Genomic DNA, 16,391 nt, shown 5'->3' with positions numbered 1-16,391 from the left:
CTCAGGATTGGTTGCGGGCGCAAACGGCCTGCCTATACTCGCCGACTTTCCTGCACTTATGGACTTCAGCTTTTGGACCAGAGCGGACCGGCGCCCGTCGCCATCATCATGGGCAGCCGCTCGGACTGGCCGACGCTGAGCGCGGCGGCCGAGGCGCTGGACGCGCTCGGCGTGGCCTATGTCGCCAAGGTGGTTTCCGCCCATCGTACGCCCGATCGCATGTACGCCTTCGCCAAGTCCGCCAGGGCCGACGGGGTGAAGGTGATCGTGGCCGGGGCGGGTGGAGCGGCGCACCTGCCGGGCATGACCGCCTCGCTGACCGAGCTGCCGGTGATCGGCGTGCCGGTGCGCTCCGAGGCGCTCAGCGGCTGGGACTCCCTGCTGTCCATTGTCCAGATGCCCGGCGGCGTACCGGTGGCGACCATGGCGGTGGGCCGGGCGGGGGCCAAGAACGCGGGGCTGTTCGCCGCCCAGATCCTGGCGCTGAACGATCCTGCCCTGGCCGAGCGGGTCGTCGCCTATCGTCGGGCCCAGACCGAGGCGGTGGCCGAGACGGTCGAGGACGCTCCGGTTTGAGCCAGACTTTCGCTCCGCTTGCGCCCGGCTCGGTGATCGGCGTCCTGGGCGGGGGTCAGCTCGGCCGGATGCTGGCGCTGGCCGCGGCGCGGCTCGGCTTCGACGTGGTGGTGCTGACGCCCGAGACCGACACCCCTGCCAGTCGGGTGGCTTGGCGCACTATCGTCGCCGACTACACCGACCCCTCCGCCCTGGCCGAACTGGCCGAGTTGGCGGCGGTCGTCACCTATGAGTTCGAAAACGTCCCGGTCGCGGCGGTCGAGGCGCTGATCGCCCACGGGGGAGACGTGGCTCCCGGCGCCCTGGCGCTGGCCACCGCCCAGGATCGGGTGAAGGAGAAGAGCTTCTTCCGCGCCTCCGGCGTCCCCACTGTGGACTTCGCGGCGGTCGACAGCGTGGCCGATATCGTCGAGGGCCTGTCACGGCTGGGTGCGCCAGCTCTGTTGAAGACCCGGCGCGAAGGCTATGACGGCAAGGGCCAGACCTGGGTCGCCGACGCCGCCGACGCCGAGGCCGCCTTCGCCCGCATCGGCTCCAAGCCCGCGATCCTGGAGGCCAGGGCGGCGTTTCGCCGTGAGTTGTCGGTGATCGCCGCGCGCGGTCGCGACGGGGTGGTTGCGGCCTATCCGCTGAGCGAGAACCATCACCGCGACGGCGTGCTGCGCACCTCGCGCGCGCCGGCCCAGGCATCCCACACCACCCGCGCCGAGGCGCTGCGGATCGCCGAACGCACCCTGGAGCGGCTGGACTATGTCGGCGTCGCCGGGATCGAGCTGTTCGAGGGCGAGGACGGCCGGCTGCTGGTCAACGAGTTCGCGCCTCGGGTCCACAACTCCGGCCACTGGACGCTGGACGCCTGCCAGGTGGACCAGTTCGAGCAGCACGTGCGGGCGGTGGCCGGCTGGCCGCTGGGGCCCACCGACATGCTGGCGACCGCGGAGATGGAGAATCTGCTGGGCGACGCGGCGCTGGACTGGGCGGCGCTGGCTGCGGACCCATCGGCTCGGCTATGGCTCTACGGCAAGCGCGATGTCGCGCCCGGCCGCAAGATGGGCCACCTCACCCGCCTGGGCTCGCCCATGCGCCGCGATCCTGAAATCGCCTGAACCCGAAATCACTTGATCGTGGCGCAGGATGTGGCACGCACGCCGCCGAGTTTTAAGCTTGGCGTTTTGGGCTAAACTCGGCCCATTCCAGGGTCAGGTCTCAGGGGTGCGTCATGGTCAAGTTCGCCGTCGGTATGATCCTCGTCTCGATGCTGGCGGCCGACGCCGTGTCGGCGGCGCCTCGCTCGCAGCTGACGCCGCTGAGGGACTCGGAGCTTTTCATCAGCCCCTGTGGCGAACCCTTCCGCTCCAAGGCCGGCGATCCCTATCCGGTGGTGGCCTGGTTCCAGAAGGCGGACGCCAACAAGGACGGCCATATCGACAAGGCCGAGTTCCGCGCAGATGCAGAAGCCTTCTTCAAGGTGCTGGACCGGGACCATGACGGCATCGTGGATGACGCCGAGGTCAGCTACTACGAGCATCAGATCGTGCCCGACGTGATGGGCGCCGCCCCATCGGCCCGTCTGGACGGCCGGCCAGCGTTGATCCTGACGGCCCTGGCCCAGGATAGCGGGGGCGGCGCCTCCGGTTCGAGCAAGATCCGGGAGGACGACCTGCCCTATCAGGGCGCCGGCGCCTATGGATTGCTGAACGACGCCGAGCCCGTCCGTTCCGCTGACCGCACCTTCAACGGTCAGATCAAGCTGGCGGACTTCCTGGCCCGTGCCGACCACAACTTCGAGGCCCTGGACGTCGAGGGGCGCGGCTATGTGACGTTGGACGACCTGCCCTTCACCCTGGCGCAGAAGCAGGCCAAGCCGGCTCGCCACAAGGCCTGACGCTCGTTCACGGCGTTAGGGTCTCGGCGTCGCGTCGCCAGGCGCGGCGAGGGCCGGCCGATCGTCCGGCGCGCCCTGGGGGGCGGGTGTCGACGGGGTCGGGTACATCGGTGCACTCGAGCCGGCGCCCGTCGAGCCGCTGAGGTCGCCGCTGGTCGCGTCCTGGGTGCTGGTGTTGGGCCCGGCGACGGCCGGCGCTTCGCCTGTTCCGTTCACGTCCATCTCCAGGCTTTGTGGCTTGCGGCGATGATGGGGTTTGGGCGCCGCCGGAGGGGGCGCGGCGCTGCCAGCCGGCGCGGGCTGCGTGGCGGTGGCTTGCGCGAGAGCGTTTCCGCCTCCGTGGACCGCCGCGCAAAGGGCGGCCGTCCCTAGGATGAGCCTCGAGAATTTGGCGGTCATGGCAGCTCCTGTCCGTGGGACAGCCTAGACTTCGATGGTCGACGGCGAAATCGACTTTCGATTCAATCCGGACCCTGTCCCATACGAAACGAGCCCGGCGCTATGGCCGGGCTCGAAACAGGTGCGACCGCTCTGAGGCGAGCATCGGACGAAGCCCAGGCCCGTCCGGCGCGCGGAGCGTCTTACTGGCCGGTGGTGTTGCCGGCGGCGTCGGTCGCGGTGTCCGGCTTGGGCGCGGTCACCTTCTTGGCGTGCTTGACCACCTTGTGGTGCTTGGTGACCGTCTTGCCGGACGCGTCGGTGTCGGCGGTCTTGACGTCGGTGGTGTTGGTCGTGGTCTTCGAGTGGGATGGCGCCGGCGGAGTGGCGGCGGTCTGGGCGAAGGCCGGAGCGACCAGCAGGGACGCGGCGATCAGACCCGCGGCGACGATACGAGCAGCCATGATGAAACTCCCTTTATTCTTGTTGGCGTCGGCGGACGACGAATGCCCCCGCCTCGAACCCGACCTTGATGTCGAGTGGTGGCGACTATCCGGCGAAATTGTGGCGAAGTTTTGCCGGATTGCATACAAGCATGTAAAGGCCGCGTGAGTTCCCCCGTCAATCCAAAAAAGCCAAGTCGTTTTGCGGCTTGTTTGGATTTTCGAAGCTTTGGCCTGCGTCGATATAGGCTGCATTGTCTTGGAAGGTTCAGGTTTCGACAAGCTCGAACGACGTTCCCGCCAGCTCTGGCGCCAGAAATGAGGACCTGAAGAAGTATGTCGGTGGATTCTCTCGGGTCGACCGTAAGGATTGGAAGTTGAAGCCCCCGACGCCAGGGGATGGCGCCGGGGGATAATGCTCAGGGATCGGCTCGGATCAGCTTCAGTGAGCGGGCCGCCCCTGGCTGGCGTCGGACTGTAGCTGATGGATCAGCACGTCGACGTCGCCGTTGTGATTGGCGAGGGTGGATGTGAAGTCTTGTTGCTGCACCACGGCCAGCCAGACGCCCTGGGCCTGGATGTCCACGACCTTCCAGCCGTTCGCGCCGCGCAGCAGCCGCCAGTTCACCACCGGGTTGCCCTTGTAGTCCGCGCCGCTGACGATGCTGGAGACCACCACGTCGTTGGGCGAGCGGGCGACCGAGCCCGACACCGTCAGCTTCTCGCCGTGATAATCGCCGAAGCGCGTTTCGTAGATACTATCCGCATACTGACGGAAAGCCTGGGCGAAGCGGTTGTACTGTTCGGGAGTGAGTGCGCGACGGTAGCGGCCGAGCACGAAATCGGTGATGCGCGACACGTCGGCCACGTCGTTCACGAAGCCGTAGAAGGCCTGCTTCTTGGCGGCGACGCTCATGCCCTGGTCGTTCAGGATGGTCAGCGCGCGGTTGGCCTGGGTCTGGACGTAGGCTTCCGCCTGCGGGTCGCCGTGCCCGCGCGCGGCCTGGGCCATGGCGGGGGCGCTGGAGGCAAGGGTCAGCGGCAGGGCGGCTGTGAGGGCCAGGACGGCTGCGCCTGCGAGCTTGGCGGCGCGGCGGGATAGGGGCGTGGGCATCGAAGGCTCCGGATGATGCGTATGGCGTGGGCGGTACGCTGTGTTTTCGAGCGCCGAACGGGTGGCGGGAACCCAGGGTTCCGGCCCCGCCCCGACGCTCAAGCTTTACAGATAGGATGCCGACACGCTGTATGGAGGCCATGAAGGCCACCGCCGACGATTTAGTGGAGATGCTGCGCGCGGCGGGCGAGCCGACGCGCCTGCGGGTGCTCGCCTTGCTGGCGCGCGAGGAGCTGGCGGTGATGGAGCTGGTCCAGATCCTGGGCCACAGCCAGCCGCGGGTGTCGCGCCATCTCAAGCTGCTGGCCCAGGCCAAGCTGGTGGAGCGGTTCCCCGATGGCGCCTGGGTATTCTATCGCCTGGGTGCATCCGAGCCACAGCGGCGCTTCCTATACAATGTGCTGGAGACGCTGGCGCCCGGCGCGCTCGATCACCAGCGCGACCTGGAGAAGCTGGAGGCGGTGCGCCAGGCCCGCCATGGCGAGGCCCAGGCCTACTTCGCCCGCAACGCCGCCCGCTGGGACGAGATCCGTTCGTTGTACGTGGCCGAGGACGCGGTGGAGGCGGCGATCCTGCGCGCGGCGGGCGACGGGCCCTATCGCCGGTTGATCGACCTGGGCACCGGCGCCGGGCGGATGCTGACCTTGCTCGGGCCTCGCTCGGCCCACGCCATCGGGCTCGACCTGTCGCAGCAAATGCTCAACATCGCCCGCGCCCACACCGCCGAGGCGGGGCTGGAGGGGGTGGAGCTGCGCCACGGAGACATCCACGCCACCGGCCTGCCGACGGGGACGGCGGATCGGGTGGTGATCCACCGGGTGCTGCACTATCTGGGCGACCCGGCCGGCGCGGTGGTGGAGGCGGCGCGGCTGCTGTCGCCGGGCGGGCGGTTGATGATCGTGGACTTCGCCCCCCACGGGCTGGAATACCTACGCGAGGTGCACCAGCACCGCCGCCTGGGCTTCTCCGACGAGGAGATGGCGCGCTGGACCGCCCAGGCCGGCCTTCACGCCCACACCGCCGTCGCCTTGCCGCCCACCGAGGCTGGCGGGTTGACCGTCAAGGTGTGGAGCGCCGAGCGGGGGTAGGCGGGCGCCCTGGACGTCCCTTCGTCGAAATATTTGTCGGACTGAAAGGGAAAGCCGAGATCAGCGAGCGATTAAATTCTTTAGTTTTTCACTTGTGGATTTTGGTTCGCTTCGGCACGAAGCTATTGCGCCGGTAAGCATTTCCCGCCGTATATGCAGAGCTTTCTTTTTATCGCCATGCGCCTCAAGGTAGCGGGCCAGCATCATATCTTGGCCGGTGTCGTCGAATATGCCTTCTCTTGCATCGTAAGATCTTTGATCGGTGTAACGATCAATTTGCCAAATGGTGATCTGCAAGAGTCGATTGGCGATACGGTAGTGTTTCTTAGCTATTTCGCGCCGAATTTCGATCTGTGACTTTATGGCGCGTGAGAGTTCTTTTGATTTGATGCACGGAGCGGCATAGGAAGCCGGGAAATTCGGAGCTTTAGCGAAGCTTTCGGCGGCCGTCATTGGCGTTAAACACACAATTGTGGCGCCCAATGCAATATTGAAAAATGCCCTCTGGTTTCGAAAAAACTTACTTTTGATAGACGCGCGTGAAGTGATCATGGTGTCCCTCATAGTAGGCTAGGCCGTATTTGGCGGCGATTTCAATCGCTGCTTTTGCGCTTGAATCGGCGAAGTTATTACCCTTTGCGCCGAATGCGTCGGAATCGCGCTGCCCCTCCATATGTAAAGCATCCCAATTCACGCGTTGCGGCGTAACGCTTGTATTCATGAACATGAACTGCTTTTCGCCACTCTGGACGACGCAGAACTTGGCCGGGCTGTCGATCAGTCCACCCGCGTCGCCCCCATCGATCGCGATGCCAGTATAACCTCCTTCCGACCTGTCATAGGGGTGGGTGTGGAAGACCCCGATTGGAGTGAACTTGGCGGGATCTTTCATGGTGTAATCGGGTGTGAACGTTTTCCGGTCCGCAGCCACGCCGCCGATGTTCTGGACGCTGAGATTTCCCTGCCGGTCGGTGACGATCGTGCCGCCCTGTTCCTTGGAGCGGCCGCCGGGGAAGCTCCGGCTCCATGAGACGTCGAACTGGCCTTGCAGCGTTGGCGAGAACTGGATCGCCCCTGGCGCATCGGCCGGTGTCTTCCGGGTGGCGAAGTCGGCGGCGGTGGCGACGTGGGTCAGTGTTTGCTGCGAAGTCTGATGTGGACCTGACGAAGGCTTAGCCGATTGAGCGGGAGGCCGGTCATGATGTGCGGCCGCGCCCATCTTCCCGTCGGCGAAGCGTCCATCCTGCGCGCGAGGTTGGCCATCATATTTCGCCAACACGTCATCCACGCGGGCGATGCGCGCGGCGCCGTCCGCGTCCAGTTCGGATAGTTTCAGGAACATCGCCGTCATCGCTGCCTTGGCCAGGTTCCCCGCGTTCAGGGCGTCGGCGATGGAGGCTAGGCTCAAGGACAGGAACGGCGCCTTGTCCGCGGGATAGGCGGCCTTCAGCAGCAGCTCGATCTCGTCGGCGGGGCGCGGAACGAAGGCGTGGCCACGCTTGTGCAGCAGGGCCACCCCCGCCAGCCGCAATCCGGCGGCGTCGCAGTCCACCCCCAGGCCGCCCAGCCGGTTGATCCGATGAACGCGGGAATCGGGCTGGTTCAAGGGGCGCCTCCATGGACAGGAGGGGAGCGTGCGTTCTCTTTACGTTCGCGTCAAGACCAAATGTGCATTCCGCACATTGGAGGCGTTCGCCCGCTTCAGAGCGCCAGCCGATAACCCCCTGCGTCGGTGAGCAGCAGGCGTGCGCCGCCGGCCTCGGGCTCGATCTTCTGGCGCAGGCGGTAGATGTGGGTCTCCAGCGTGTGGGTGGTGACGCCGGCGTTGTAGCCCCACACCTGGGTCAGCAGCTCCTCGCGCGAGACCGGCTTCTCGCCGGCGCGGTAGAGGTATTTCAGGATGTTGGCCTCTTTTTCCGTCAGCCGGATCTTCTTCTGCTTCTCGTCGATCAGCAGTTTCTGAGCCGGGCGGAACTCGTAGGGGCCGATGCGGAACACCGCGTGCTCGGACTGTTCGTGGCTGCGTAGCTGGGCGCGGATGCGCGCCAGCAGCACGGCGAAGCGGAACGGCTTGGTGACATAGTCGTCTGCGCCGGCGTCCAGGCCGCGCACGGTGTCGTCGTCGGTGGCGGCGCCGGTCAGCATGATCACGGGAGCCAGCACGCCGTCCTCGCGCATCTGCCGGCAAGCGTCGCGGCCGTCCATGTCGGGCAGATCGACGTCGAGCAGGATCAAGTCGGGGCGGACGGCCTTGGCCGTGGCGACGCCCTCGCCGCCGGTCCTGGCCTGGACGGTCTTGAAGTCGTCCTCCAGGTCGATCTGCTCGGCCAGCGCGCCCCGCAGGTCCTCGTCGTCGTCGACGATCAGTATCGTTCTCGTTTGGGCCATAGCCGACATATGGCCTTGCAAATGCGCCGGTGCAAAGGCTCTCAGGTGCAAAGCTTCAGCGGAATGGACGCCGCCCCATGATCTTCACCGCCTATGCCGACGGACGCTGCCGGATCGGGGACCGGGTCGTCTCCTGCGCGCTCGGCCGCTCGGGGGTGGTGGAGGCCGGCGACAAGCGCGAGGGGGACGGCGCGGCGCCGCTGGGGACCTGGGCCCTGCTGCGGGTGCTCTACCGGCCCGACCGGGGTGCAGCGCCCCGGACCCGGCTGCCGGTCGAGGCCATTGGGCTGGACGACGGTTGGTGCGACGCGCCGCAGGACCCGGCTTATAACCGCCCCGTGACGTTGCCCTACCCGGCCAGCTGCGAGCGGATGTGGCGGGAAGACGAGCTGTACGACATCGTCTGCATCCTGGCCCACAACGACAACCCGCCTATCCCCGGCATGGGGTCGGCGATCTTCCTGCACGTGGCCAAGCCTGGTTATCCGCCCACCGAGGGGTGCGTGGCCCTGGCGCGTGCGGACCTCGAAGCCTTGCTGGCGGTGGCGGGTCCGGGAGACGCCCTGGCGATCGAGCGGGCTTAGCGGGTGAGCGGCCCCCGCACCGTGGCGTTGAGGTCGGTGATCAGGCCGCTGCCGATCGAATAGCACCAGCCGTGGATGGTCAGGTCCTCGCCCGCCGCCCAGGCGTCCCTGACCAGGGTGGTGGCGGCGACATTGCGCACCTGGGCCAGGACGTTCAGCTCGCACAGCCGGTCGTGGCGGGCCTGATCGTCGGGCAGGGCGTCAAGTTCGGCTCGGCTTTCGAAGGCCAACTGGCGGATCGGGGTCAACCAACCCTCCACGGGCCCTTGAAGCGGCGGCTGCAGCGCGGCCAGCACGCCGCCGCAGCCGTAATGGCCCACGACTAGGACGTGGCGCACCTTCAGCACCTGCACTCCATACTGCAGCACCGACAGGTAGTTGGCGTCGTCCACCGGGGCCAGATTGCCGACGTTGCGATGGACGAACACCTCGCCGGGATCGAGGTCGACGATTTCCGTGGCCGGCACCCGGCTGTCGGAACAGCCGATCCACAGATAGGCCGGACTCTGCTGGGCCGTGAGGCGCTTGAAGAAGCCGGGATCGGCGCTGGTCTTGCGTTCGGCCCAGGCGCGGTTGCGGGTGAGCAGGGCCGCGATCGGCGCGTCGGGGCCGTGGGCGCAGGTCCCGTCCGGGGAGGGTGAATTGCAGTCGGATGTCATGACTGCGAGGTATCGCGTTACGACGCCGCTGTGAACGCCTGTGTGGCGCGGATGTTACATGGCTTTCACTTGCGTCTCCGCCTCGCCCCGTGCAGCGTCGCGGGACTATCGGGGCTGAAGATGCTGCAGATCAACGACCTGACCCATGTCTACTCCAATGGCGTGCGGGCGCTGGATGGCGTGACGCTGAACGTGCCGCGCGGCATGTATGGTCTGCTGGGTCCCAACGGGGCCGGCAAGTCGACCCTGATGCGATGCATCGCCACCCTGCAGACCCCGACCTCCGGCGCCATCCATTTCGACGACATCGACGTGCTCAAGACGCCGGAGCGGCTGCGCCAGACGCTCGGCTATCTCCCCCAGGACTTCGGGGTTTATCCCCGCGTGTCGGCCTACGAAATGCTGGACCACATGGCCGTGCTGAAGGGGATCGCCGATCCGAAGGCGCGCAAGGCCGAGGTCGAGCGCCTGTTGGAGCAGGTGAACCTCTACGGGGTGCGCAAGAAGGCGCTGGCGGGGTTTTCCGGCGGCATGCGCCAGCGTTTCGGCATCGCGCAGGCCCTGATCGGCGGCCCGGCCCTGATCATCGTCGACGAGCCCACCGCCGGCCTGGATCCGGAGGAACGCAACCGCTTCCTCAACCTGTTGGCCGAGATCGGCGAGAACGTGGTGGTGATCCTGTCCACCCACATCGTCGAGGACGTGTCGGACCTCTGCCAGGCCATGGCGGTGATCGCCGGCGGTCGCATCGTGCGCCAGGGTGCGCCGGGGAGCCTGACGGCTGAACTAGACGGCCGCATCTGGAGCAAGGCGGTGGATAAGGGCGACATCCCCACCCTGCGAGAGCGCTACGACCTGATCTCCACCCGGCTGTCGGGCGGGCGCACCGTGGTCCACGTGCTGAGCGACGCCGATCCCGGCGATGGGTTCGCGCGCCACTCGGGCGGTCTGGAGGACGTCTATTTCTCCAGCCTTCACGCCGCCCGCAAGGCGGCTTGAGGCGTCACGATGTTCCTGAAGATCGCAAGCTTCGAGCTGCGCTACCAGCTCAAGAACCCGGTGTTCTGGGTGGCGGCGGGACTGTTCTTCCTGCTGACCTTCGGCTCGGTGACCAGCGACACGATCCAGATCGGCGCCACGGCCAACGTGCACGTCAACTCGCCGAGCGCGATCGCCCAGACGTTCCTGATCTTCAGTCTGTTCTTCATGTTCGTCAGCACGGCGTTTGTAGCCAACGTGGTGGTGCGCGACGACGACACCGGCTTCGGCCCGATCCTGCGGGCCACCCGCCTGCGCAAGCTCGACTATCTGTACGGACGCTTCGTGGGCGCCTTCGCCGCGGTGCTGCTGTGCTTCCTGTCGATCCCGCTGGCGATGATGGTGGGCTCGGTGATGCCCTGGATCGATCCGGAGAAGCTGGGGGCTTTCCGGCCGGACGCCTACGCCTACGCCTATGTCGTGCTGGCGGTTCCCACCTTGTTCTTCATCTCGGCGGGGTTCTTCGCGCTGGCCACGGCCACCCGTTCGCTGATGGCGACCTATCTCGGCGTGGTCGGTTTCCTGATCCTGTATCTGGTCGCCATCGCCCTGGCCGCCAAGCCGCAGTTTCGCGTGGCGATGGCCTATCTGGAGCCGTTCGGTATCGGAGCGTTCGGCAACGCCAGCCGCTATTGGACCGCCACGGACCGCAACACCCTGCTGGCGCCGCTAGCCGGGCCCCTGTTGTGGAACCGCATCATCTGGACGGTGGTCGGCGCGGCGTTCCTCGCCGGCGCGTCGGTCCTGTTCCGGTTCGAAGTGCGCGGTAAGAAGCTGAGCCGCCGTGAAGCCGAACGCCAGGCCGCCGATATCGCCCCTGAGGCCGCCCAGCCGCTGACGCCGCCTGCGCCCGGCGCCTACGCCGACCCTGGCGGGGGTCGCGCCGTCTGGGCCCAGCTCGTCGCCCGCACCCGGCTCGACATGGGCCAGGTGTTCAAGAGCCCGGCCTTCTTCGTGCTGATGGCGCTCGGCCTGTTCAACAGCATGGCCGGCATGTGGTTCGGAACCACCAACGGCGTCTATGGCGTCAACGCCTATCCCGTCACGCGCAGCCTGATCACGGTGTTGCGCGGCGCGTTCGGGATCATCCCGCTGGTGGTGTCGATCTACTATGCGGGCGAGCTGGTCTGGCGCGAGCGGGACCGGCGCACCGAGGCCCTGGTGGACGCAACCCCCACGCCGGACTGGGTGTTCGCCGCGCCCAAGATCGTGGCCATCATCGGGGTGCTGTTCGCCATGCTGGCGATCAGCGTCGTGGGCGCGATGCTGATCCAGACCTTGAAGGGGTTCACCCACTACGAGCTCGGCAAGTATCTCGGCTGGTACCTGCTGCCCGAGACGGTGAATGCGGCGCTGATCGCGGTGCTGGCGGTGTTCCTCCAGACGCTCGTGCCCCACAAATTCTTCGGCTGGGGGCTGATGGTGATCTACATCATCGCCACCATCGTGCTGCCCAAGCTGGGCTTCGAGCACAACCTGTACATCTACGGCGGCTCGCCGGACGTGCCGTTGTCGGACATGAACAACCAGGGCCTGGCCGGCCTGGCGAGGAACTGGTTCCAGCTCTACTGGAGCCTGGTCGCGCTCGGGCTCGCGGTCCTGACCTACGGGTTGTGGCGGCGCGGCTCGGACGCGCGCCTGAGGCCTCGCTTCCGGCGGCTGCCGCATCGCCTGGCCGGACCGGCCGGAGGACTGCTGGGCGTGGCTGTCGTCGGAGCGCTGGCGGTCGGCGGCTATATCTATCTGAACACCAACGTCTGGAATCCCTACCGCACCCAGCTGGCCGACGATCGCTTCCAGGCGGACTACGAGAAGGCGCTGCTGCCTTTCGCCCGGGTTCCCCAGCCCAAGATCACCGATGTGAAGCTGGCGGTCGATCTCTATCCCGACGGTCCCCAGGCCCGGGCGCACGGCGTCTATGTCCTGCAGAACAAGACCTTGGCTCCGATCCGCACCTTGCACGTCCGCTTCGAGCGCGACCTGAAGGTGCTGGCCCTGTCGGTGGAAGGCGGGCGGCCGCTGAAGACCTACGATCGTTTCAACTATCGCATCTTCACCTTCGATACGCCGATGGCGCCGGGCGAGAAGCGCAGCCTGTCCTTCACCGTCCGCAGGGGCCAGCACGGCTTCAAGAACCGCGGCAACACCACTCGTATCGTCGACAACGGGAGCTTCCTCAACAGCTTCGAGATCGCGCCCATGATCGGCATGGACCGCACTGGCCTGCTGACCGACCGGGCCAAGCGGCGCAAATACCACCTGCCGGAGGACCTGCGCCCGCCCAAGCTCGAGGACGACAGCGCGCGGCAGTTCAACATGATCACCCACGGCGCGGACTGGGTGAACACCGACATCACCGTTTCCACCACAGCCGACCAGACACCCATGGCGCCGGGCTACCGGGTGGCCGACCGGATCGTCGGCGGTCGCCATATTGCGGAGTTCCGCACCGAGGCGCCGATCCTGGATTTCTTCTCTATCCAGTCCGCGCGCTATGCGGTCAGGCGCGTGCCTTACAAGGGCGTGAACCTGTCGGTCTACTACCACCCGGCGCACGCTTGGAACGTCGACCGGATGATCGCAGCGCTGAAGTTCGGGCTCGACTACGACCAGGCCAATTTCAGCCCCTACCAGTTCCGCCAGGTGCGCATCCTGGAGTTCCCCGACTACGCCCAGTTCGCCCAGTCCTTCGCCAACACCATCCCCTATTCCGAGGGGATCGGCTTCATCATGGACGAGCGGGACCGCTCCAAGATCGACTTCGTCACCTACGTCACCGCCCACGAGCTGGGCCACCAGTGGTGGGCGCACCAGGTGATCGGGGCGGACATGCAGGGCGCCTCGATGCTGGACGAGACCTTCGCCCAGTACAGCGCGCTGATGGCGATGAAGCACCTGTACGGCGACGACCAGATCCGTCGGTTCCTCAAATTCGAACTGGACAACTACCTGCGCTCGCGCGGCGGCGAGGCGGTCGAGGAGTTGCCCTTGGACCGGGTCGAGGACCAGGGTTACATCCATTACCGTAAGGGTTCGCTGGTGATGTACCGGCTGCAGGACGAGCTGGGCGAGGCGGCGGTGAACGCGGCGCTGCGCCACCTGCTGAAGGACTACGCCTTCAAGGGCGCGCCTTATCCGACCACGCGCGATTTCCTGGCCGACCTGCGCGCCGAGGCCCGGCCGGACCAGCAGCAGCTGATCACCGACCTGTTCGAGAAGATCACCCTGTACGACCTGCGCGCGGTCCACGCCTCGTCGAAGAAGCGTCCCGACGGGCGCTACGACGTCGCCTTGGAGGTGACGGGCAAGAAGCTCTACGCCACCGGCCAGGGCAAGGAGAGCGAGGCGCCGATGGACGAGGCCTTCGACGTCGGCCTGTTCACGCGCGAGCCCGGCAAGCCCGACTTTGCGGCCAAGGACGTCATCCTGCTGAAGCACCTGAAGGTGCGCAGTGGCAAGCAGGTGTTCCGGTTCGTGGTCGACCGGGCGCCCAGGTTCGCGGGCGTCGATCCCTACAACAAGGCCATCGACCGCAACTCCGACGACAATGTCACGGCGGTGGGCGGCTAGGGCGCGTCTACCCGCCGCGTGTCCTTCAGCTCATATGGCCACGGATGTCGCGCGCCATGGCCAGGTGACGCCGGACCACCGGGACGATCCGATTGGCCGTGCGTTGCAGGGCGAGGTTCTGACCGCCGCGGGCGTAGCCTGCGTGGACTTCGAGCGCCTTCATATGGGCCTGGACCTGCTGGTCGATATAGACGCGGTCGAAGTTCGGGCCTGACCCGCGCAGTGTGGCGATCATCTCTTGTTGGTCGGCGCCGAGCCCGGGCGGCGGAGGGACGGGGCGGCCGGTTTCGGTCAAGGCGGCCTTGATCATGGCGGTCGACTTGGAGTGGTCGCGGATCATCATCTGCGCGAAATCGCGGACGTGCGGGTTCGAGGTGCGGTGCAGGGCCATGCGCGCCTCGGCGATCTCGAACATGTCGCTGCGCGCGGCGGTGGCCACGTAGTCCGGCGTCGACAGCGCTGGGCCTCCCATCGACGGGCCGGCCATATCCGGCCGCATCGCTTGGGCGCTGACGACTCCAGCCGAACTCAGCGCCAGCGCCGCCGCCACGCCCAGGGTCAGAATACGGAGCATGCATTTCCTCCAGCGGCGCCGAGCGCGCCGTTCACGGACTCGCGTAACCGGAGGGGGCCGACCGGAGTTCCTGGCCCCCGCCGCAGCGATCGCTAAAGGTTCAGGTCGCGGGTGCGTGTCTCGGGCAGGAACAGCAGGGTGGCGACGATGCTGATCACGGTGCCGATGATCGGATACCAGAGGCCGAAATAACTGTCCCCGCTGGCCGCCACCATGGCGTAGGCGGTGGCCGGCAGGAAGCCGCCGACCCAGCCGGTGCCGATGTGATAGGGCAGCGACAGGGCGGTGTAACGGACCTTGCTGGGGAACAGCTCGACCAGGCACGCCGCCTGGGGCCCGTATAGGGCGGTGGCCCCTACGGCGAACACCAGCAACACGGCCAGGATCAGCGGTGCATTGGTCCGCGCGGGATCGGTGCGCAAGGGATAGCCGGCCTTGGACAGGGCCGCGGCCAGCCGCGCCGATACCGTCGCCCGCGCCGCCTTCAGCGCGGGGGCCGACAGCGTGCGGCCGTCCACCGAGGCGACCGTGGCGTCGCCGATCTTGGCCACCGGCGACGCGCCGGGCGCTGCCTTGACGTTGTGGTAGGAGACCCCGGCGTTGGTCAGGGCGCCCTTGAGGATGTCGCAGGCGGTGCGGAACTGCGCCTTGCCGACGGGATCGAACTGCAGCGTGCACTGGGCCGGATCGGCGATCACCGTCACCGGCGCGCGCTGGGCGGCTTCGGCGAGGGCGGGATTGGCGGCGCGGGTGATCAGGTGGAAGCCCGGCCACAGCGCGGCGGTGAACAGGATCATGCCGCCGGCCATCACCGCCTTGCGTCCGATCCGATCCGACAGGGCGCCGAACACGATGTAGAGCGGCGCCGACAGGACCACGAGCGCGATCATGATCGCGTTGACCGTGTTGGGCGCGACCTTGAGGATCTTCTCGATGAAGAACTGGGCGTAGAAGAAGGTCGTGTACCAGACCGTCCCCTGGGCCACCATGACCGCGAATAGGGCCAGCAGCACCCGCTTGAGGCTGTGCGGCTCCAGGAAGGCGTCGGCGTAGGGGCGGGTTGAGCGGCGGCCCTCGGCGTGCATCTTCTGGAACACCGGGCTTTCCGACAGCTTGAGCCGGAACCAGACCGACACCGCCAGCAGGATCACTGAGGCCAGGAACGGGATGCGCCAGCCCCAGGCGTTGAACGCCATGTCGCCCAGCACCGTTCGCGTGATCAGGGTGACGATCAGGGCCCCGCCCAGGCCGAACGCGGCCGCTGCCCCGATCCAGCTGGTGAAGAAGCCGCGCTTGTTGGGGGGGGAGTGCTCGGCGATGTAGATGGCCGCCCCGCCCCACTCGCCGCCCAGCGCGATCCCCTGGATGATGCGCAACAGGATGAACAGGCTGGGCGAGATCAGGCCAGCCTGGGCGTAGGTCGGCAACAGGCCGATGCAGAAGGTGGCCGAGCCCATCATGATCACGGTGATCAGGAAGGCGCCCTTGCGGCCCGCCCGATCGCCCACCCGACCGAAGATCAGCGCGCCGACGGGGCGGAAGGCGAACCCGGCCGCGAACGATCCGAGTGCGAAGACATAGGCGGCCGTATCGTTCAGCCCGGCGAAGAAGGTCTTGGAGATGATGGTGGCGAGCGGGACGAAGACGAAGAAGTCGTACCACTCGAACGCCGTGCCGGCCGATGACGCCGCCACCACGACGCGGATATCGCTCGGCGCGCTTGTCGCGCCGCCGGATGTCGAACCTGCCAAAAGCCGTCCCCCTAATCTTTAGGGGCAAGCTAGAGCGGATTGCTCGCGGCTAGAAGCCGTCCCGAGCGCTCCGGCGTGCAATCATGTTGCGCCCGATGGACCAAAACGAAAAGGCGCCCCGCGGACTGGCCGAAGGGCGCCTTTCCTGGAACCTGCAATAGGCCTTTCGGCTTAGTGCGGGGTCGCGTCCTTGGCGGTGCCGGTCACGGCGTTGCCAGTGGCGGAGACGTCCTTGCCGGCGCCCGCGATGGTGTTGCAGGCGGCGACCGAAACAGCGGCGGTGGCGGCCAGCAGGATAAGAAGCTTACGCATAAAGAGGTCTCCCCAGAAGAAACGGATAGAA

17 protein-coding genes are annotated in these 16,391 nt (G+C 66.8%); 7 read left to right on the top strand and 10 right to left on the bottom strand.

The features are described from left to right. The first annotated feature begins 108 nt into the window (after positions 1-108). The 3 genes from purE to GSQ87_RS02980 all read left to right on the top strand — a co-directional run bounded on the left by purE (position 109) and on the right by GSQ87_RS02980 (position 2,461). Positions 109-576, top strand: a complete 468-nt coding sequence (purE, locus tag GSQ87_RS02990; RefSeq protein ID WP_158913119.1) for a 5-(carboxyamino)imidazole ribonucleotide mutase — start codon at positions 109-111, stop codon at positions 574-576. Then, complete coding sequence (locus GSQ87_RS02985) at positions 573-1,682, top strand: 5-(carboxyamino)imidazole ribonucleotide synthase (protein WP_158913094.1); 1,110 nt, start codon at positions 573-575, stop codon at positions 1,680-1,682. The genes purE and GSQ87_RS02985 overlap by 4 nt, the downstream gene beginning before the upstream one ends. 113 nt (positions 1,683-1,795) lie before the next feature. After that, complete coding sequence (locus GSQ87_RS02980; RefSeq protein ID WP_158913093.1) at positions 1,796-2,461, top strand: hypothetical protein; 666 nt, start codon at positions 1,796-1,798, stop codon at positions 2,459-2,461. A 15-nt stretch (positions 2,462-2,476) separates the two neighbouring features. On the opposite strand, the gene GSQ87_RS02975 is transcribed toward GSQ87_RS02980, so the two are convergent. From GSQ87_RS02975 to GSQ87_RS02965, 3 genes are all read right to left on the bottom strand, one after another. Then, positions 2,477-2,677 (bottom strand): hypothetical protein, encoded by a 201-nt coding sequence (locus GSQ87_RS02975; protein WP_158913092.1) that lies wholly within the window; start codon positions 2,675-2,677, stop codon positions 2,477-2,479. A 365-nt stretch (positions 2,678-3,042) separates the two neighbouring features. Continuing rightward, positions 3,043-3,303: a hypothetical protein gene (locus GSQ87_RS02970; protein WP_158913091.1), complete on the bottom strand. Its 261-nt coding sequence runs from the start codon at positions 3,301-3,303 to the stop codon at positions 3,043-3,045. Between the two features lie 421 nt (positions 3,304-3,724). Continuing rightward, positions 3,725-4,396, bottom strand: a complete 672-nt coding sequence (locus GSQ87_RS02965; protein ID WP_158913090.1) for a phospholipid-binding protein MlaC — start codon at positions 4,394-4,396, stop codon at positions 3,725-3,727. 140 nt (positions 4,397-4,536) lie between these two features. Between GSQ87_RS02965 and GSQ87_RS02960 the strand changes: the two genes are divergently transcribed. Continuing rightward, positions 4,537-5,484 (top strand): metalloregulator ArsR/SmtB family transcription factor, encoded by a 948-nt coding sequence (locus GSQ87_RS02960; RefSeq protein ID WP_158913089.1) that lies wholly within the window; start codon positions 4,537-4,539, stop codon positions 5,482-5,484. A gap of 60 nt (positions 5,485-5,544) precedes the next feature. On the opposite strand, the gene GSQ87_RS02955 is transcribed toward GSQ87_RS02960, so the two are convergent. The 3 genes from GSQ87_RS02955 to GSQ87_RS02945 all read right to left on the bottom strand — a co-directional run bounded on the left by GSQ87_RS02955 (position 5,545) and on the right by GSQ87_RS02945 (position 7,872). Beyond that, positions 5,545-6,036 carry a hypothetical protein gene (locus tag GSQ87_RS02955; RefSeq protein WP_158913088.1) on the bottom strand — a complete coding sequence of 164 codons (492 nt, stop codon included), beginning with the start codon at positions 6,034-6,036 and terminating at the stop codon, positions 5,545-5,547. Beyond that, positions 6,005-7,090 carry a hypothetical protein gene (locus GSQ87_RS02950; protein WP_158913087.1) on the bottom strand — a complete coding sequence of 362 codons (1,086 nt, stop codon included), beginning with the start codon at positions 7,088-7,090 and terminating at the stop codon, positions 6,005-6,007. The genes GSQ87_RS02955 and GSQ87_RS02950 overlap by 32 nt, the downstream gene beginning before the upstream one ends. A gap of 95 nt (positions 7,091-7,185) precedes the next feature. Beyond that, a complete protein-coding gene (locus tag GSQ87_RS02945; RefSeq protein ID WP_158913086.1) occupies positions 7,186-7,872 on the bottom strand; it encodes a response regulator transcription factor in 687 nt (228 codons plus the stop codon). Between the two features lie 77 nt (positions 7,873-7,949). On the opposite strand from GSQ87_RS02945, the gene GSQ87_RS02940 reads away from it, so the two are divergent. Further along, on the top strand, positions 7,950-8,456 hold the full coding sequence (locus tag GSQ87_RS02940) for a L,D-transpeptidase (RefSeq protein ID WP_158913085.1): 507 nt from the start codon (positions 7,950-7,952) through the stop codon (positions 8,454-8,456). Here GSQ87_RS02940 and GSQ87_RS02935 read toward each other — a convergent pair. Then, a complete protein-coding gene (locus GSQ87_RS02935) occupies positions 8,453-9,115 on the bottom strand; it encodes a carbonic anhydrase (protein WP_158913084.1) in 663 nt (220 codons plus the stop codon). The two genes, GSQ87_RS02940 and GSQ87_RS02935, sit on opposite strands and share 4 nt — an antisense overlap. A 120-nt stretch (positions 9,116-9,235) precedes the next feature. On the opposite strand from GSQ87_RS02935, the gene GSQ87_RS02930 reads away from it, so the two are divergent. Together GSQ87_RS02930 and GSQ87_RS02925 are read left to right on the top strand one after the other, a co-directional pair. Continuing rightward, on the top strand, positions 9,236-10,114 hold the full coding sequence (locus tag GSQ87_RS02930; RefSeq protein WP_158913118.1) for an ABC transporter ATP-binding protein: 879 nt from the start codon (positions 9,236-9,238) through the stop codon (positions 10,112-10,114). Positions 10,115-10,123: 9 nt separating this feature from the next. Beyond that, positions 10,124-13,723 carry a M1 family aminopeptidase gene (locus GSQ87_RS02925; protein WP_158913083.1) on the top strand — a complete coding sequence of 1,200 codons (3,600 nt, stop codon included), beginning with the start codon at positions 10,124-10,126 and terminating at the stop codon, positions 13,721-13,723. A gap of 25 nt (positions 13,724-13,748) precedes the next feature. Here GSQ87_RS02925 and GSQ87_RS02920 read toward each other — a convergent pair whose 3' ends face one another. The 3 genes from GSQ87_RS02920 to GSQ87_RS02910 form a co-directional block, all read right to left on the bottom strand. After that, on the bottom strand, positions 13,749-14,297 hold the full coding sequence (locus GSQ87_RS02920; protein ID WP_158913082.1) for a DUF4142 domain-containing protein: 549 nt from the start codon (positions 14,295-14,297) through the stop codon (positions 13,749-13,751). Between the two features lie 92 nt (positions 14,298-14,389). Then, positions 14,390-16,048 (bottom strand): MFS transporter, encoded by a 1,659-nt coding sequence (locus GSQ87_RS02915; RefSeq protein WP_254062718.1) that lies wholly within the window; start codon positions 16,046-16,048, stop codon positions 14,390-14,392. 171 nt (positions 16,049-16,219) lie between these two features. Then, positions 16,220-16,360 carry an entericidin A/B family lipoprotein gene (locus GSQ87_RS02910; RefSeq protein ID WP_158913081.1) on the bottom strand — a complete coding sequence of 47 codons (141 nt, stop codon included), beginning with the start codon at positions 16,358-16,360 and terminating at the stop codon, positions 16,220-16,222. Positions 16,361-16,391 lie beyond the last annotated feature (31 nt).

Origin of the sequence: Caulobacter sp. S45 (genome assembly GCF_009765965.1) — a bacterium.
GTDB lineage: Bacteria > Pseudomonadota > Alphaproteobacteria > Caulobacterales > Caulobacteraceae > CAHJWH01.
Note: the sequence above shows the minus strand (reverse complement) of the source record. Positions and strands in the feature narration are given on the sequence as shown.

Excerpts from the sequence above, each read along its gene's own strand:
- GSQ87_RS02920 (WP_158913082.1), bottom strand. The coding sequence starts at position 14,297 with ATGCTCCGTATTCTGACCCTGGGCGTGGCGGCGGCGCTGGCGCTGAGT.
- GSQ87_RS02935 (WP_158913084.1), bottom strand. The coding sequence starts at position 9,115 with ATGACATCCGACTGCAATTCACCCTCCCCGGACGGGACCTGCGCCCAC.
- GSQ87_RS02965 (WP_158913090.1), bottom strand. The coding sequence starts at position 4,396 with ATGCCCACGCCCCTATCCCGCCGCGCCGCCAAGCTCGCAGGCGCAGCC.
- GSQ87_RS02940 (WP_158913085.1), top strand. The coding sequence starts at position 7,950 with ATGATCTTCACCGCCTATGCCGACGGACGCTGCCGGATCGGGGACCGG.
- GSQ87_RS02930 (WP_158913118.1), top strand. The coding sequence starts at position 9,236 with ATGCTGCAGATCAACGACCTGACCCATGTCTACTCCAATGGCGTGCGG.
- GSQ87_RS02910 (WP_158913081.1), bottom strand. The coding sequence starts at position 16,360 with ATGCGTAAGCTTCTTATCCTGCTGGCCGCCACCGCCGCTGTTTCGGTC.
- GSQ87_RS02925 (WP_158913083.1), top strand. The coding sequence starts at position 10,124 with ATGTTCCTGAAGATCGCAAGCTTCGAGCTGCGCTACCAGCTCAAGAAC.
- GSQ87_RS02980 (WP_158913093.1), top strand. The coding sequence starts at position 1,796 with ATGGTCAAGTTCGCCGTCGGTATGATCCTCGTCTCGATGCTGGCGGCC.
- GSQ87_RS02955 (WP_158913088.1), bottom strand. The coding sequence starts at position 6,036 with ATGATCACTTCACGCGCGTCTATCAAAAGTAAGTTTTTTCGAAACCAG.
- GSQ87_RS02970 (WP_158913091.1), bottom strand. The coding sequence starts at position 3,303 with ATGGCTGCTCGTATCGTCGCCGCGGGTCTGATCGCCGCGTCCCTGCTG.
- GSQ87_RS02960 (WP_158913089.1), top strand. The coding sequence starts at position 4,537 with ATGAAGGCCACCGCCGACGATTTAGTGGAGATGCTGCGCGCGGCGGGC.
- GSQ87_RS02945 (WP_158913086.1), bottom strand. The coding sequence starts at position 7,872 with ATGGCCCAAACGAGAACGATACTGATCGTCGACGACGACGAGGACCTG.
- purE (WP_158913119.1), top strand. The coding sequence starts at position 109 with ATGGGCAGCCGCTCGGACTGGCCGACGCTGAGCGCGGCGGCCGAGGCG.